This window comes from Labilibaculum euxinicum, from assembly GCF_963678175.1.
GTDB classification, from domain to species: Bacteria; Bacteroidota; Bacteroidia; order Bacteroidales; family Marinifilaceae; genus Labilibaculum; species Labilibaculum euxinus.
Genome location: NZ_OY782756.1, coordinates 2215562 through 2233659 on the forward strand (window position 1 = coordinate 2215562; position 18098 = coordinate 2233659).

Annotated in this window: 11 protein-coding genes; 7 read left to right on the top strand and 4 right to left on the bottom strand. The window is 36.2% G+C overall.

Annotated elements, in window-relative coordinates; genetic code table 11:
- Window positions 1-23 precede the first annotated feature (23 nt).
- A complete protein-coding gene (locus ACY0M5_RS08960; RefSeq protein ID WP_461631526.1) occupies window positions 24-737 on the bottom strand; it encodes a cell division ATP-binding protein FtsE in 714 nt (237 codons plus the stop codon).
- Between the two features lie 267 nt (window positions 738-1004).
- Here ACY0M5_RS08960 and ACY0M5_RS08965 point away from each other — a divergent pair, with 267 nt between their 5' ends.
- The 5 genes from ACY0M5_RS08965 (at window position 1005) to ACY0M5_RS08985 (ending at window position 9576) form a co-directional block, all read left to right on the top strand.
- Window positions 1005-4190 (top strand): tetratricopeptide repeat protein, encoded by a 3186-nt coding sequence (locus ACY0M5_RS08965; RefSeq protein ID WP_461631527.1) that lies wholly within the window; start codon window positions 1005-1007, stop codon window positions 4188-4190.
- A gap of 23 nt (window positions 4191-4213) precedes the next feature.
- Window positions 4214-5923 (top strand): TonB-dependent receptor, encoded by a 1710-nt coding sequence (locus ACY0M5_RS08970; protein ID WP_461631528.1) that lies wholly within the window; start codon window positions 4214-4216, stop codon window positions 5921-5923.
- A gap of 135 nt (window positions 5924-6058) precedes the next feature.
- A complete protein-coding gene (locus ACY0M5_RS08975) occupies window positions 6059-6559 on the top strand; it encodes a hypothetical protein (protein WP_124991843.1) in 501 nt (166 codons plus the stop codon).
- Window positions 6560-6906: 347 nt separating this feature from the next.
- Window positions 6907-8868 (top strand): DNA topoisomerase (ATP-hydrolyzing) subunit B, encoded by a 1962-nt coding sequence (gene gyrB, locus ACY0M5_RS08980; protein ID WP_101311073.1) that lies wholly within the window; start codon window positions 6907-6909, stop codon window positions 8866-8868.
- A 141-nt stretch (window positions 8869-9009) separates the two neighbouring features.
- A complete protein-coding gene (locus ACY0M5_RS08985) occupies window positions 9010-9576 on the top strand; it encodes an LOG family protein (RefSeq protein ID WP_461631529.1) in 567 nt (188 codons plus the stop codon).
- Here ACY0M5_RS08985 and ACY0M5_RS08990 read toward each other — a convergent pair.
- Entirely contained in the window at window positions 9573-12389 is a 2817-nt protein-coding gene (locus ACY0M5_RS08990; protein WP_461631530.1) for a cache domain-containing protein, read from the bottom strand. The two genes, ACY0M5_RS08985 and ACY0M5_RS08990, sit on opposite strands and share 4 nt — an antisense overlap.
- 26 nt (window positions 12390-12415) lie before the next feature.
- The gene (gene dapF, locus ACY0M5_RS08995) at window positions 12416-13201 is read right to left on the bottom strand and encodes a diaminopimelate epimerase (protein WP_124991846.1); all 786 of its coding nucleotides are present in this window, start codon (window positions 13199-13201) and stop codon (window positions 12416-12418) included.
- Between the two features lie 273 nt (window positions 13202-13474).
- Between dapF and ACY0M5_RS09000 the strand changes: the two genes are divergently transcribed.
- The gene (locus ACY0M5_RS09000; protein ID WP_124991847.1) at window positions 13475-14920 is read left to right on the top strand and encodes a S1C family serine protease; all 1446 of its coding nucleotides are present in this window, start codon (window positions 13475-13477) and stop codon (window positions 14918-14920) included.
- A 105-nt stretch (window positions 14921-15025) separates the two neighbouring features.
- Window positions 15026-15886 (top strand): sigma-70 family RNA polymerase sigma factor, encoded by an 861-nt coding sequence (locus ACY0M5_RS09005; RefSeq protein WP_289530848.1) that lies wholly within the window; start codon window positions 15026-15028, stop codon window positions 15884-15886.
- Window positions 15887-15938: 52 nt separating this feature from the next.
- Here the strand turns inward: ACY0M5_RS09005 and uvrB are convergent, their stop codons facing one another.
- A complete protein-coding gene (uvrB, locus tag ACY0M5_RS09010; RefSeq protein WP_461631531.1) occupies window positions 15939-17948 on the bottom strand; it encodes an excinuclease ABC subunit UvrB in 2010 nt (669 codons plus the stop codon).
- Between the last annotated feature and the right edge of the window lie 150 nt (window positions 17949-18098).

Consider the following 18098-nt stretch of genomic DNA (forward strand, 5'->3'; position numbering starts at 1 on the left):
GGTTTGGGGTGTTTTCTGATGTTTTAATCCAATTCAATCTCTATTTCTTCATCGGTTTTTGGATTCGAAATTTCAACAACTTTTCCGTTGATACATTCCAGCGTACGGGCCGGAAATTTTTTCAGCAAATCGTGCTGATGTGTTGCCATCACAATAGTCCGCCCGTTTTTACTGATATCCATAAGCAATTCAGCCAATTCATCCGATGTTTCGGGGTCAAGATTACCAGTTGGCTCATCGGCTAAAATAATATCCGGAGAGTTGAGTAAGGCACGGGCAATAACGATTCGCTGCTGTTCTCCTCCCGAAAGCTCATGTGGCATTTTATATCCTTTCTTGCCCATTTTTACTTTGCTCAAAACTTCCTCTATTCTATGGTCAATCTCTTTTTTGTTTTTCCAGCCGGTAGCTTTCAAAACAAATTCCAGATTAGAATGAACATTACGATCGGTTAACAATTGAAAATCCTGAAATACGATACCAATTTTTCGTCTTAAAAAAGGAACTTGTTTGGTTTTGATGATAGGAAGATAAAATCCGGCAACCGAACCACCTCCTTCTTTTATTGGCAGATCGGCGTATAAGGTTTTCATTAAACTGGTTTTGCCGCTGCCCACTTTTCCTATGATGTAAACAAATTCTCCTTTTTCAATTTCCAAACTAACGTCTGTTAAAATAATATTATCTGCCTGGCGGATAACTGCATTTTTAAGTTCAATGATAGGAGATTCGGTCATGTATTTCGTTTTTTTAGGATTCAAATTGTGTGTTGACATACAAATCTAAAAAATTATTTCGGCAGAAGGTTTTTTATTGCTCTTTTCTTTATCAAAACAGAGTGCAATTTTTCTTTCTTTCCACCGTTTGAAATACGATAAGCTTACAGATTATTTATACCTTTAGGCCTGATTTTATGAGTTGAATCTGATTCGGAAATCAGCCACTGAAAGGCTTGGATATTCAACGTTTTTTTAACTTGTTATACCTACACACGCAACGAAGATATGAGAAATAAATATAGTTTGTGGATTTTGATTTTCCTGTTTTTTTTATGTTTGGGATTTACAGTTCAGGCCCAAAAATCATTACCCCTTAAAAGCAGTAATCAAGTTTGGCAATCGGCCATGGAAATGTTCCAAAACAAAAATTATGGCGGAGCCAGACACGAATTCGCCGATTTTATTCAAATGGAGAAGGATGCTTATTCCGATCGAGCCACCAAAGCTGATTTTTATATGGCCTGGTGTTCCATCGAACTTTTTCGTCCGGAGGCCGAAGAGGAAATGAAATCTTTTATTCAGAAACATCCGGAGAGTAATTTAAAACAGGCTGCTTATTTTCAGTTGGGAAGACAGCAGTATCGAAGTAAGAAATACAAGGATGCTTTGGAATGGTTTAAAAAGGTTGATGTTTATGCTTTAAATTCTGATCAGCGAATCGAATATCAGTTTAAAATGGGCTATTCTTATTTTGTAGAAAAGAAATATGAAGAGGCCAGACAATTCTTTTTCGATATTATCGAAGTGTCGGGAGAATATAATGCTCCGGCAAATTACTACTATGCTCACATTGCCTATTTAAACGGGAATTATCAAACCGCGCTGAATGGGTTCGAAAAGCTGATTAAGAATAAAACCTTTCAGCCGATTGTTCCTTACTACATCACGCAAATTTATTACCTGCAGGAGAAATATGCGAAGGTAATTGAATATGCTCCGCAATTTTTAGATGATGCCTCGGTAACACGAAGCGACGAAATTGCGAAGATGATCGGACTTTCTCATTACCAGTTAAAAGAATACCAAAAGGCAATTCCATTTCTGGATAAAGGAAAGAAAAGCTTTTCGCGTGAGGACAAGTTTGCTTACGGATATTGTCTTTACAAGCAAAAGAAATATGGGGAAGCAGTTGAGCAATTTGAGCGGGTTGGCGGCGAAAATGATGAGTTGCTGATGGTTGCCAATTATTGTCTGGCAGATTGTTCTCTGCAATTGGGAGATAAACAAGGAGCTAAAGTTGCTTTTGCAACTACTGCCCGAATGGATTTCGATAAAAATATGCAGCAGGATGCTTTGTTTAATTTTGCAAAATTGACTTACGAGCTTTCTTATTCGCCTTTTAACGAGACTATAAAGGCTTTCGATGAATATTTACAGAACTATCCGGACTCTGATCGTAATGATGAAGCTTACGATTATTTGGTGAAAGTGTACATGACCACTAAGAATTATGGAGATGCTTTACTTTCTATGAATAAAATTGCAAACAAAACTCCGGAGATTAAAAGAGCTTACCAAAGAGTTTCCTGGCTGCGTGGTTTAGAGTTGATGAAGCAGTTGAATTACAGCAAGGCAATTGAATCTTTTAATGCCGCTTTGCAGTACAAAATTTATAATTCCCAGATTGCTGCCGAATGCATCTACTGGAAAGCAGAAGCTTATTACAGAATGGGTGAATTTGCTAAGGCAACGACTCTTTATAACGAGTTTTTATTGTCACCGGGTTCCGGTTCTTCGGAATATTACGAGCGTGCCTATTACAATATTGCATATGCTTACTTCGAGCAGGATAACTACAGCGAAGCTTCCGATTGGTTCCGCAAGTTTGTCAATCAATCCGACAAAAAAAGCACTTTTGTTTCGGATGCCTGCAACCGCATTGGTGATTGTTTCTTTTTGAACAGAGATTATAAAAATGCGGCCGAATATTACCGAAAATCAGCAATTGCCAACAAATGGGATACAGATTATGCATTGTATCAGCAGGCTCTTTCGGTTGGATTAATGGGCAACACAAGCGAAAAGGCACAATTGCTGGAGCAGATACGTACTTCTTATCCCGATTCGGAATATTTAGATGATGCATTGTTCGAATTGGCCAATGCAAAAGTGAAGCTGGACGATCAGGTAGCTGCTGTATCTATTTATAAAGAATTGGCAGGCAAATTTCCGAATAGCAGTTATGCTCCTAAATCATTGCTGCAGTTAGGACAGCTGCATTATAACGCAAAAGAATATCAAAAAGCCATCAGCTCTTACAAAGAGGTGGTTTTAAGTTATCCGCAAAGCGAAGAAAAGAAAAGTGCTTTTATCGGATTAAAGAATGTTTATGTTGATATGAATAGTGTGAACGATTATTTTGCTTTTGCAGAGTCGTTTAAAGGAGGTGGAGCAATTCGAAGTTCAGAGAAAGATTCTCTTTCGTATATTTCAGCCGAACGATTGTACATGTCAGGCGATACCGGGCGAGGTACAAATGCATTGAATGAGTATTTATCCAATTTCCCAAATGGAATGTTTCAGTTAAATGCGCAATTCTACAAAGCAGATGCAGCTTTAAATCAGCAAAAATTCGATGAGGCACTTGCCGGATTCGAACAGGTGCTGAATCGTCCAAACAACTTGTTTACAGAAAGGGCTTTGCTGGCTTCATCGCAATTAAACTACAGAAATAAGAATTACTCTCAGGCGAAGAAACAATTTTCGAGATTGACACAAATGGCCGAGATTCCGGAGAATGTGAAATTGGCCAAAGTGGGATACATGCGATCGGTGTATAGTTTAAAGGAGTATGAAAATACCATTCAGGCGGCGAACGATGTGCTCGAGGCAGCCAAATCGAAGGAAGAGCTAATCCGGGAAGCGAAGTACAAACGAGGCAAATCTTATTTGAATTTGGGGAATACAGTCGCGGCATCGAACGATTTTAAAGAATTGGCCAAAGAAACTCAGAGTGTCGAAGGGGCAGAGTCAAAATATCTGTTGGCAAAAGTTTATTTTGAGAATGGTAAGTACGATTTGGCCGAAAAAGAAATTAACGGGTTCATAGAAATGAATTCTCCTCATCAATACTGGCTGGCAGAAAGTTTTCTTTTGCTGTCGGATGTGTTTATGAAGAAGAATGATCCATTTCAGGCTCGATATACCCTGCAAAGTATTGTTGATAATTATGCGGTAAAGAACGATGGGATTATTGAAAGAGCTCAGGCGAAACTGGATGTTCTTTTAGCCAGTGAGAAAAAGGCCGAAGAGAAAATAACCAATAATGAAGTGAAAGTTCAGTTCGAAGGAGCCGACAGTACCGAAAGCAATAAGTTATTTGAAAAATCTTCTGTAAAAACAGATTCTCTTAAATTAAATGAGGAGAGAATCATGTTAGAGAAGATGTTAAATAGATTAGATATTAAGTAATTAACCACTAATAAAAAAAAGAAATGTTCAAAAAAATCATATTCACTGTGGCGATAGCTGGCTTGGCTTGTTCAGTTTCTTATGCGCAGGAAGAAAGAGATTTAAATAAAGAAGTGAAGGTGAAAACCGCTTATCAGCCAAAAATAAATAAATCAAAGCGAATTGGTGAGTTGCCGGTGGTTCAGGATACAGCAACCTTTACTCCTTCGTTTTCCTATTTTATACAAACAAAACCTTTGGCCGTAGGATTTTCTCCTGCTTTAATCCCGGCAGCACGAATTGTTGGTGAGCCATTGCAATCAATTAACAGTCATGCCTTAACTCTTGCAGGGGGTAATTATTCAACCCTTTTCGGGGATTATCGTTTCAATAACCAACGCTCGAAAATAAGCGATTTTGGAATTCATATTCGTCATTATTCCACCAACGGAAAATTGGAGTTGGAAAATGGCCGGAAAGCAAAGCCCGATTGGAAAGAACAATTGGCTGAAGTATATGGCAGTGTGTATTTGGATGAAGGAAAGGTTTCAGGAAAGGTGTATTACGAGCACAAAGGATATGATTTTTTCGGATTCCCGGCAGAAGATGATGTTGCAGCAAATTATGTGGATTTATTTCCATATACTGAGCAGGTTCAAAATCGTTTTGGATTGAATGCAGAGTTCCTTACTGCCTTTAAAGATGAAGAGAAGTTGAATTTTGGTGTTGGTTTGCAATACGAGCACTTTACGGATGATATCTACGTTACAGAGAATGATGTATTGATTAGTGCCGAGGCTAAAATTCGTCGTGGTGATGGTTTTTGGAGTTTAAAATCATCTTTTGATTATTTTGCAACCGACGGAATTACCAGTATGGAAGAGTTAGGATCTATGTTTGAAAGGAATACTCTCGTTTGGAACTTAAATCCTCAATATTCGCTTAAAACCGGCAATTTGAATTTGAAATTAGGATTGAATGCCGTTCTTGCCATGGGCGACGATTCAGAAGCAAAACTGTATCCTGATATAGCTGTTGATTTTGAAGCAATTGATGGCATTATGACCCTGTTTGCCGGATTGGACGGGGATTTAAAAATGAATAATTACAATGATATTATTGCCGAGAATCCATACGTTTACTCAGGTTTGAATGTGGTGCCTTCCAATCAGAAATACAGATTGTTTGGTGGAGTAAAAGGCAGTTTGTCTTCTAACTCATCTTTTAAATTATTGGCAGAATACAGCTCTGTTGATGATCAGTACTTCTTTATGCAAAGAAATGCCGGTGCAGCAAATGCAGATTATTCTGGTACTACTTATTCAAATAAATTTGATGTGGTTTATGATGATATTAGTTTGCTTCGTTTAGGCGCTGAAGTAAGTATAGATTGGACCGATAAATTGGAATTGAATTCATCAGTTTGGTTTAATAAATATACTCTCGATAAGCAAGCTGAGGCCTGGCACAAGCCGGAATTTGAAATGAATGTAAATGCCACATATGCATTCACAAATGATCTTGACTTTCAGGCGGGAGTTAATATATTGGGCGAGAGACCTGTTTCTATGGGATCTACTGTAAAAACATTGGATGCCGTGTATGATCTGAGTATTGGTGCGAATTATCGTTTAAATAAGCATTTTACGGCTTTTGGGAAAGTAAATAACCTATTTGCCGACAAATACTATCAGTGGGATGGCTATCCTTCTCAGAGACTTAATTTTCTATTGGGTGTGAAAGTCGTATTTTAGGTCGCATTAAAAGCATTTTACAGAAGGGTGTTCTATTCGTAGAGCATCCTTTTTTATTTTTTGCTTATGTTTGCAAATTGTTTTTTGCACGCTTTTTGCTATTTTTAATAGTATTATCAAATCTCTATCAAAATTATGTCCTGTAAATTGATCCGTAAATCAAGATATATACTTCCGTTCGTTATTATACTTTTTTCATGTGTAAGTGAGCTTTGTGCTCAAAAAGAAGAGCGGTGGAAGCTTTCAGTCAATAATGACCAAAAGCCACTCGAAATTTTAATGGAGATGGGAATGGAGGATATGGGAGTAACCTATCTGTTTGATATCACCAGAGATACTCTTAATCTGGCTTTTGTGGCCGAAGAATCGATCGATTGGGATTCACACGGAGTTAGTGTTTTTGCAATGCCAAAAAACAGGGAGGTTCTTAAAATTAAACTCGATAATGCCGATATGGAGAATGTTCAGGTTGTTTTTTACAAGATGTGGAAAGCAATGCCTAAAAATTTTAAAAATGTAACTACAGTATTTGAACTTCACGAATACGGGCGTACTAAAACGGGAAATGATATTAATAGTTTTATTATCAGGTTTAAAATGAAAAGACCCCGCCGAAGTAATTCTATGGAATTGTAAACATAAACGGACAGATATCTCTTCTGATTGGTACTTTTAAAAACAGTTTGACAAAAACTATTAAAAAGCACGATTTTTCTAGATAAAACAGCCTGTAAACTCATCATTTTTACTATCTTTGTTTTACTTTTATTTTTAGGCTTTAGTAATGGATTAACATGCTGACAGTAAGTGTGTTTTGTCTTTCTCCTCACTACTGGTTTTTATCGGTTTAGTCAGAAAAAACTTTCCTGAGAATGAATTAATTTTTGTACAAAAAAAATATTAGAATATAAGATCATGATTTTGATCAATAATCATACGATTTATTGGTTAAATTCTTTGATTGACAACTAAAGATCTGATAAATGAGTGATTTAGAAAAGAAACCAAACGGGAATAATGAATATTCTGCTGATAGTATTCAGGTATTAGAAGGATTGGAAGCGGTTCGTAAACGCCCTTCCATGTACATTGGTGATGTAAATATTAAAGGTTTGCACCATTTGGTGTATGAGGTTGTAGATAACTCGATTGATGAGGCCTTGGGTGGATATTGTAAAAATATCGATGTGTTTATTAACGAGGACAATTCAGTTACCGTTAAGGATGATGGTCGTGGAATTCCTACTTCCCTGCATGTGAAGGAAAACAAATCGGCACTTGAAGTAGTAATGACTGTTTTGCATGCCGGTGGTAAATTCGATAAGGATTCTTATAAGGTATCCGGAGGTTTGCACGGGGTTGGTGTTTCTTGTGTTAATGCATTGTCAATACTTTTAACTGCGGAAATCCATCGTGACGGGAAAATATATCGTCAGGAATATTCTAAAGGGGTGCCATTGGCGCCGATAGAAACAATAGGTGAATCTGATTTGACAGGAACCTATATTACTTTCAAACCGGATGATTCAATTTTTCTTGTAACTGAATATAAATACGATATTTTAGCTGCACGTTTAAGAGAACTGGCATTTTTGAATAAAGAGATCCGTTTGAATCTTACAGATAAAAGAGATCTAAATGAGAATGGAGAACCTCGTTTCGAGACCTTTTATTCAAAAGAAGGATTAAAAGAATTTGTTGAATATCTTGACAGCACAAGAGAGCGGTTAATTGAGGAAACTATTCATGTTTCGATAGACAAGAATGAAGTTCCTGTTGAAATAGCACTTCAATACAATTCTTCTTATTCTGAAAATATTCACTCTTATGTGAATAATATCAATACAATAGAGGGTGGAACTCACCTAACAGGTTTCCGTCGTGGATTAACCAGAACATTAAAAGCATTTGCTGATAAGTCAGGAATGTTGTCAAAATTGAAATTTGATATTAGTGGTGATGATTTTCGGGAAGGTTTAACGGCTGTTGTTTCTGTGAAAGTTGCAGAGCCGCAGTTCGAAGGACAAACCAAAACAAAATTGGGAAACTCGGAAGTAAGTATTGCTGTTGATCAGGCCGTAAGCACAATGTTGGCTAATTATTTGGAGGAACATCCAAAAGATGCCAGAACTATTGTACAGAAGGTGATAATGGCAGCTACAGCTCGTCATGCCGCTAGAAAGGCCCGTGAATTAGTTCAGAGAAAAACAATTTTAGGTGGCTCCGGATTGCCTGGTAAATTATCCGACTGTTCAGATAAGGATCCTGTAAACTGTGAAGTATTCCTTGTCGAGGGAGATTCGGCGGGTGGAACAGCCAAGCAAGGCAGAGATCGTAAATTTCAAGCAATTCTTCCGTTAAAAGGTAAGATTTTGAATGTTGAGAAAGCCATGCAGCACAAGGTTTTCGAAAGTGAAGAAATCAAGAATATATTTACTGCCTTAGGGGTTACAATTGGAACTGAAGAGGATAGTAAAGCTGCAAATGTTGAGAAAATTCGTTACCACAAGATTGTAATCATGTGTGATGCGGATGTTGATGGTAGTCACATCGCAACTCTTATTATGACTTTCTTTTTCAGATACATGAAATCATTAATCGAAAGTGGTTACCTATATATTGCAACACCTCCATTGTATTTGATTAAAAAAGGTAAGAATGAACAATATTGTTGGAATGAAGATCAGCGTTTGCGCTTAATTGAAGAATGGGGTGGTGGAAAAGAATCTTCTTTGCACATTCAGCGTTACAAAGGTCTTGGAGAGATGAGTGCCGAACAATTGTGGTCGACAACCATGGATCCGGAAGTGAGAACATTACGCCAGATAACAATTGAAAATGCAGCTGAGGCTGATCATGTGTTTTCTATGTTGATGGGTGATGAGGTTCCTCCAAGAAGAGAATTTATTGAGAAGAATGCAACTTATGCCAATATTGATGCATAAACAGTAAAATACCATATGTTAAGCCCTTGAGTTTGTTTCTCAAGGGCTTTTTTATTATCAAATCATCAATTTTGTGGTTTTTATTTGTTGTGTAAAACAAAATTAATAATTTACCCCACGTAAATTTTAAATGTTGAAAATATGAATATTTGTGTGTTTTGTTCTTCCAGTAATTCTGTGGATGAAAAGTATTTTCTGGAAGCTAAAAACCTTGGAGCATCAATTGGTGAATCAGGATACAATTTGGTTTATGGGGGAACAAGCGTGGGGCTTATGAATCAGGTTGCAGTTTCGGTTAAAGAGGCTGGAGGAAAGGTGATTGGTGTAGTGCCAAAGCTGATTAATGATTATGGAATATCGGCTGATTTTTTGGATGAATTAGTCATCACTCCTGACATGTCGGAACGGAAAAAAATTCTGCGTGAAAAATCAGATGCATTTGTAGCTTTGCCGGGAGGTTTTGGTACGCTCGAAGAGATTCTGGAAGTAATAACCCTGAAACAGTTGGGATATCATAACTTGCCAATTGTGTTCATTAATACGGATGGGTTTTATGATTTTTTAAAAGCGCAATTTGAACTTTCTTATCAAGAGAATTTTGCAAAAGAGGATTACCGGGACTATTATTTATTTGTAAATAGTTATGATAGTGCTATAAATTACATTCAGAACTATAAAAAAGAACAGTTAAAGACAAAATGGGATTAGTTTTTTAGAAACTGCTTTTCAATAGAATCCAGTAATTTTGCTGTTTTAATTGGTTTTGAGAGATAGTCATCACATCCGGCCGCCATTACTTTTTGCTTGTATTCTTTTTGAAAGTAAGCAGTTTGGCCAATAATCGGAATTTGTGAGTTGAATGATTTAATTTCTTTCGTTGCATCGTAACCGTTCATGATTGGCATTTGTATGTCCATTAGTACAAGATCAACAGCGATTGATTGACATATTGTTACTGCTTCACTTCCATTTTTCGCCCAAAGTATTTCTGCCTTGGTTTTTACCAGACTTGCTTTAAAGAAGGAGAAATTAATCTTCTCATCATCAACAATAAGAATACTCTTGCCTTTCCAGTTGTAATTTTTTTTGTCACAAACTTCGGTTTTTTCAATCTGCAATTTCTCTCTGTTGTAGGGAAGAGTGACAAAAAAACATGTACCGATATTCTCTTTTGATTCAACTCTTATTTCTCCGCCAAGTATTTCAGCTAATCGTTTCGAAATGGTTAAGCCCAGACCTGTTCCGCTATACCGTCGGGTGTCTGATCCATCCATCTGTCTGAAGCTGTGAAAGATATTTTCCATTGATTTTTCAGCGATTCCAATGCCGGTATCTTTTACGAAGAATTCGATTTTGTTTTTTTCTTTAAGTTGATAGCCAAACTCTATAAACCCATTGTCGGTAAATTTGATTGCGTTTTCGATTAAGTTTGATAGTAATTGCTCTAACCGACCAGGATCAGTATAAATAATAGAGTCTTCATCGTTTAGAGTCTTTTGAATTTTAAGAATAAGGTGGGATTTTTTATTCTTGTTTTTGTGAATGTAATATTTTTCATATAATTCGGTAAGTACTGTATTAACAGGAATTTCCAAAGAGGAAAGCTTTATTTGTTTGCACTCTATTTTCGATAAATCAATTATGTTGTTAATGAGCTGCAGTAAATTAATACCACTTTGTTTTATCAGATCTCCGTATTCTTGCCGCTCGATTTCGTTAACTTCCTGAGCTGTAATAATTTCAGTAAATCCAAGAATGTGATTCATTGGAGTCCTTATTTCATGAGACATATTCGCAAGAAAGGCTGATTTTAATTTGTCAGATTCCTCCGCTTTGTTTTTCGCTTCGGTTAAATGTTTTTCATATATTTTTCTCTCTGTAATATCCCTGTAAATACCGAAAATAGCAATCTGCTCACCATCAACCTCAATTGGGTTTCCCATAATCGAAACGTCAATTAGTCTGCCGTCTTTGCATTTCCGGACAGTTTCAATTTCTACCATCTGGCCTTTAGCTGTGATGTAATTTAAACTATTGGCTTCACCTTGTTTTGTTTCATCGGCAAGTAAGGTATCTATTACAACTCCTTTTAAATCTTCTTTTGTATAACCAAACAGATTTGTAAATTGTTTGTTGATTTTTATACCATTACTCTCGTTGTCAGTAATTGCGATCGCCTCCGGAGAATTTTCGAAAAGTTGTTCAAAGTATGCGGTTTCAATATTAAGCTGGTGTTCAATCGATTTTCTTTTAAGAATCATTTCATTGGCATGCTCACCAAGAATTTTAAATTCCTTAAAATGTAGTTTAGATATGTCAATTATGTGTGAATTACTCGCAGCATTTTTGTAAAATTGAGTTAGAATTTCTAATCCCGACTTGCTGATTTTCACCATAAATCGGGTGAATGTAATTATAATGAAAATTGTTAATAAAAAGATTAAGCCTGCTTTAATAAAATACCCATTTACAAGAGCTTTTAGTTCATTTCTCTTATTCTGAATTGATTCTGTGAGTTGGCTGATATGAACACCGCTCCCTATTACCCACTGCCAGTCTTTGTAGGTTTTTGCATACATCAATTTTGCGATAGATTCTTGACTGCCCTTTTTGTATGGATCCGCATACCTAACGAATCCACCATCTTTATCTGTTCCTCTTGTAATCAGCTCCTGAACTATCTTTTTGCCATCTTTGTCTTTTTTATTCCAAAGATTTTGACCAATAAGATCCCTTTGTGTATGTGCTAAACACGTTCCGTTAAAATTAAATACTACAATTGAGAAGCTTTCATCAAATCGCATGTCTGTAATTTTATCCAGAATTTTATCTTGAATTTTTAATTCGTAGTTTTCCACATATTGAGTACATCCGATATACCAATTATATGGTTTGAATATTTTAACAAAGGATATTTTAGGATCGATTTTTTGCCCTTCTTCTTTTTGCCATGAATAGTTTGAATAACCCTCGCCATTATTTTGTGCAATTTTTATTTCATTTTTAATAATCGGAATACTAAAAACATCTTTAAGTGATAGTTTGTTTTGTCCTTCCCATTCCGGGTTTTCTGAATTCATTTGCACAACACCTGCCAAGCTGTTTATATAGAAAAAACCGCTTCCATCATTAAAGCGAACAGAGCGTAACGCATCTGTTATGAGTTTTTTTATCTGATCTTCCGTAAGATCATTTTTACAGCTGTTGTATATGTTTGCTGCAATGGAATGCGCTTCGTAAACTCTGCTGCTGATGTCTTTTTTTAGTGTGTTTCTTGTTTGCTCTCTCTCGTTTTCAATATAATTTATAAGAGTTTGAGTTTCGTGTTGAAGGGTTTTTTCTTGTATCTTAAAAAAGTCGTCCTGTATTTGTTTGGACTCTTGCTTAAATTTTTGCCTTGCCTGCTGTACCCAAAAAATCCCAAGAATGGAAATTAGGAGAAAGGAAGTGGCGAGAAGTGAAACCAAAAATACTTTAGAAATGCTTTTGTCTTCAATAATTTTAGCAAGAAAGAATTTCATATTAAGGTGGAAGTAGAATTCAATTATTATGTTGTGAGAGTACCATTAAAAACATGTGTTGCCGGTCCTGTCAGCCAAATATCTTCAATTTGTTTGTTACTTATTTTTCTGAAATGAACCTCAAGAAAACCACCTTTTGTCTTAATTATAAATTTGTTACTGCCCGTTTTAAAACCGGCACTTATAGCCGATGCAACAACTCCTGTTCCACATGAATAGGTTTCATCTTCAACACCTCTTTCGTAAGTGCTGACAGTAATATTTTGACCTTGAAATGATACAAAATTCACATTTGTCCCTTTTTCGGCGAACCTATTGTTGTAGCGTATTTTCTTTCCTTCAGCAAAAGTGTCGAAATTTTCATGATTGGATATGAATCTTACAAAATGAGGCGATCCGGTATTTAAAAAATAAAAATCGTCACCCATTTCAATATCTAAAACATCAATCATCTTTAGACTAACCTGAATACCATCTTCAGTATTCGTAATTTTTGCTTCATGTTCTCCATCCACAGCTATGAATTTTGTTTTTTCTGAGACAAGTCCTAAATGATAAGCAAAAGCAACAATACAACGACCACCATTTCCGCACATACTGCCTTCTTTTCCGTCCGAGTTGTAGTATCTCATTCGAAAGTCGAATCCGTCTGCATTTTCAAGTAACATTAATCCATCACCACCAATTCCAAATCTTCTGTCGCAAAGTTTTTCGATTAATGAGAAGTCATCTGGAGCAATCCTACCGTTTCTATTGTCAATTAAAACAAAATCATTTCCAGTTCCCTGATATTTTGAAAATTCAACTTTCATTTTTAAATCTTGTTAAGAAGTGTTAAATACCAATAAATTATAAACACTTGTTAAGTTTATATCGTTAAAATTGTTGTATAAATGTAGGAATCTTATTGGTATCAGTTATTTCGTCACTCAAGAAAATCAAAATTATTTGATCCATGAAATTATTTGATTTTTATTTTAGATAGAGAACGCAACATTCTGCCTTTTTTTAGGCATAGTAAGAAAAACATCCTGTTTGATTTCAAACAGGCATCATATAATTATTAATTAATAAAGTTTTTTCAGATGAAATTGAAATTATTTTTGGGAAAATTAGCAATTGCCATTTTAGGTGGAACAATTGCCGTTTTATTATTTGTGTTATTTACTGATAAAAAAGAAAGAATTATTACTGTTCCTGAAGTGCGAACGACACAACTTACAAACCATACTGTTGGTGTGCCTCAGGTTGATTTAACATACGCTGCAGAAATGTCTGTGAAATCGGTTGTTCATGTAAAAACACTTTATTCAAATGAGGAATACCAATCCAATCCCTTTTATGATTTTTTATTTGGAGAGAGAGGTAGAAGTCAGCAACCAAGAGCTAGTATAGGATCTGGTTCCGGAGTAATTATTTCTGATGATGGATATATTGTAACGAATAATCATGTTGTGCAAGGATCGAATTTAATAAATATTGTACTCTACGATAAAAGAGAATATGAAGGAAAATTAGTTGGTTTTGACCCTTATACAGATTTGGCTTTAATTAAAATAGATGAAAAAGATCTTCCGAAAATGGATTTTGGAAATTCAGATGATCTAAAACTTGGAGAGTGGGTTCTTGCAGTAGGCAATCCATTTAATCTGACATCTACAGTAACTGCTGGTATCATTAGTGCAAAGGCAAGAAATCTTGGTTTAAATGGAAATAGAATGAGTATTGAGTCATTTTTGCAGACCGATGCTGCCGTTAACCCAGGTAACAGTGGTGGGGCTTTGGTTGATACTAAAGGGAGGCTAATTGGAATTAATACTGCAATAGAATCCAGAACAGGTTCATATTCGGGTTATTCTTTTGCCATTCCGGTTACTATCGTTGAAAAAGTAATTGGCGATTTGAAGAAATACGGAGAGGTTCAAAGAGCATTTATTGGAGTGTCTATTCGAACAGTTGACGCTAATTTAGCTGATGAATTTAAAATTGATAAAATTGAAGGAGTATATGTTGCGGGTATAAATGAAGATGGTGCTGCCGAGAATGCCGGAATAAAAAAAGGAGATATTATATTGAATATAGAAGGGAAAGTTGTAAATTCTAGTGCTGAGCTTCAAGAGCAGATTAGTAAGTTCCACCCAGGTGACAAAATTAAGGTTTTAATAAAAAGAAATGAGGAAAGGAAACAAATTGAGGTAGTCTTACGTAATAGACTAGGAAATACCAACGTAATTAAATCTAAAGATCTGGCTTTTCTTGGAGCTGAATTTGAACCTATATCAACACAGGAGAAGTATCGTCTTCAAATAAACAGAGGAGTGAGGGTAAAGAATCTGCGAGATGGGAAGTTTAAGGACGAGAAGATTAAGGAGGGGTTTATTATTTATAAAATTAACGAAACACCAATCTTCAAGGTAGATGATATTAAAGATGCGCTTCAGGATGTAAAAGATGGAGGTGTGTTTATCTCTGGAATTTATCCGGATGGAAGCGTTAAGTATTACGCGTTTTCTCTAAATGATAAAGATTAGGAAATTAAATGGGAAAATAATAATAATTCGAATAAAAGAGCAATTAATTTTGACTTTAAGTATTTAAAAGTCTAATTTTGCAAAATATTTCGATGAAAAGGGACTATGAGACAATTAAAGATAACCAAATCAATTACCAATCGTGAAAGTGCTTCTTTGGATAAGTATTTACAGGAAATTGGTAAAGAAGATCTTATTACGGTAGAGGAAGAAGTTGAATTGGCGCAGCGAATAAAAAAAGGCGACCAACGAGCTTTAGAGAAATTAACAAGAGCTAACCTACGTTTTGTTGTTTCGGTTGCGAAACAATATCAAAATCAAGGGTTAAGCCTACCGGATCTTATTAACGAGGGTAATTTAGGTTTGATTAAGGCAGCTGAAAAGTTTGATGAGACACGAGGATTTAAATTCATCTCGTATGCCGTTTGGTGGATCCGTCAATCTATTCTGCAGGCTTTAGCTGAGCAATCAAGAATTGTTCGTTTGCCATTGAATCAGGTTGGTTCTTTGAATAAAATTAACAAAGCTTTTTCTAAATTTGAACAAGAGCACGAGAGAAAGCCATCTCCTGAGGAGTTAGCTGAATCTTTAGAGTTGCCTGCTGATAAAGTAGCAGATACACTTCGTGTTTCCGGTCGTCACATTTCTGTTGATGCTCCGTTTGTTGACGGGGAAGACAACAGTTTGTTGGATGTATTGGTGAATGATGATTCTCCGATAGCCGACAGAAATCTTTTGAATGAATCTCTTACTAAAGAAATTGATCGTGCACTAGCTACTCTTACTGAAAGAGAGAGTGACATTATCAAACTTTTCTTCGGTATTGGTATTCAGGAAATGACTTTGGAAGAAATTGGTGAAAAATTTGGTTTGACACGTGAGCGTGTTCGTCAGATTAAAGAAAAAGCGATTCGTCGTTTACGTCATACTTCCAGAAGTAAATTACTGAAAACTTATTTGGGATAAAACATTCCATTTACGATATGTAAAAAGCAGTTTCGAAAGAAACTGCTTTTTTTTATTTCTTTTCTTTTAATTGCGCTTCAAGCTTATACATTTCATCGCGATATTGAGCTGCTTGTAAAAAGTCCATTTCCTTAGCTGCTTTTTGCATTGCTTTTTTTGTTTGTTCAATGGTTTTTTCCAAACTACTTTTACTCATGTATTGAACAACAGGATCTGCTGCAATTTCAATTGAATCCGGACCGGAATAAGCGACAGGCTCATTGTCTTTGCCATGATTCATCATGCTTGCTTTTGAACGGGTAATTTGTGTTGGTATAATGCCGTTTTTGGTATTATAAGCCAATTGTTTTTCTCTTCTATGATCTGTTGCATCGATTGTTTCCTGCATGGATTGTGTAATTTTATCGGCATACATGATCACTTTGCCATTCACATTACGGGCAGCTCTTCCCGAGGTTTGTGTTAATGACCTGGTGGATCTCAAAAATCCTTCTTTGTCAGCATCTAAAATTGCAACGAGAGACACTTCCGGAAGATCCAATCCTTCACGCAATAAGTTTACACCAATTAAAACATCAAAAACACCATTTCTTAGATCTTCCATTATTTTCACCCGATCTAATGTAGTAACATCGGAATGAATGTACCGGCAGCGAATATTTAAGTTGGTAAAATATTCCGATAACTCTTCTGCCATTCTCTTGGTGAGTGTGGTAACCAAAACACGTTCACTAATTTGTGTGCGTTTGTCGATTTCGGCAATTAAATTGTCTATTTGATTAAGGCTTGGGCGAACTTCTATTTGCGGATCAAGTAATCCGGTTGGTCTGATCACCTGCTCCACAACAACGCCTTCGCATTTTTCCAGTTCGTAATCGGCAGGTGTCGCACTTACGTGGATTGTTTGTTTGGCAATCTGTTCGAATTCTTCGAATTTTAATGGGCGGTTATCCAGCGCCGAAGGCAAGCGGAAGCCATATTCAACCAAATTTATTTTTCGGGAGTGATCACCACCATACATGGCACGAATCTGCGGAATGGTAACATGACTCTCATCAATTACCACCAAAAAATCATCCGGGAAATAATCCATAAGGCAGAACGGACGGGTTCCTGCAGCTCTTCCATCAAAATACCGCGAGTAATTCTCAATTCCTGAACAGTGCCCCAATTCTCGGATCATTTCTAAATCGAAATTGACTTTTTCTTCCAAACGTTTTGCTTCCAGATGTTTTCCTATATCTTTTAAAAATGCAACCTGAGCTACCATATCATCCTGAATTTGATGAATGGCTTTTTGGACTCTGTCTTTACTGGTAACAAATATATTTGCAGGATAAATCGTTATTCTGTCATAGTGATCTAATTTAGCTCCGTTAATTGGGTCAAAAGAGTAAATTTCTTCAATTTCATCATCCCAGAATATAATGCGATAAGCAAAATCAGCGTATGCCGGATAGATATCAATTGTATCTCCTTTCACCCGAAAATTTCCACGGTCAAACTCTATTTCATTTCTTGAGTACAAAGCATCGACAAAGGAGTGAAGAAGTTTGGTGCGGGAAATTAATTGTCCTTTTTTAATTTCGGTGACATTGGCATGAAAATCTTCAGGGTTTCCAATACCGTAAATGCAGGAAACCGATGAAACCACAATCACATCCTTTCTTCCGGACAGAAGGGCAGAGGAAGCACTTAGTCTCAGTTTTTCAATTTCATCGTTAATGGATAAGTCTTTCTCTATATAGGTGCCCGTTACCGGCAGATATGCTTCCGGCTGATAGTAATCGTAATAGGAAACGAAATATTCAACGGCATTGTTAGGGAAGAACGTTTTGAATTCACCGTACAATTGTGCAGCAAGAGTTTTGTTGTGACTTAAAACCAAAGTAGGGCGCTGTACCTGCTCAATTACATTGGCAATGGTAAATGTTTTACCCGAACCGGTAACTCCAAGCAGAGTTTGATAAGGAGCTCCATCGTTTAAGCCTTTGCATAATTCTTCAATGGCATTTGGCTGATCACCTGTTGGTTTAAATTTTGATTCAATTTTAAATTTCATGCAACACTTTTGAATGGTTCTATGTCTGAATTGCTAAAATATAGAAACAATTTGAACCTTGATAGTTTTAGATGAAAAATCTAACTTGTTGGATCATTTTGGAAAGAAAAACAGCTGATTACCATGTTGGTAATCAGCTGTTTTTGATGT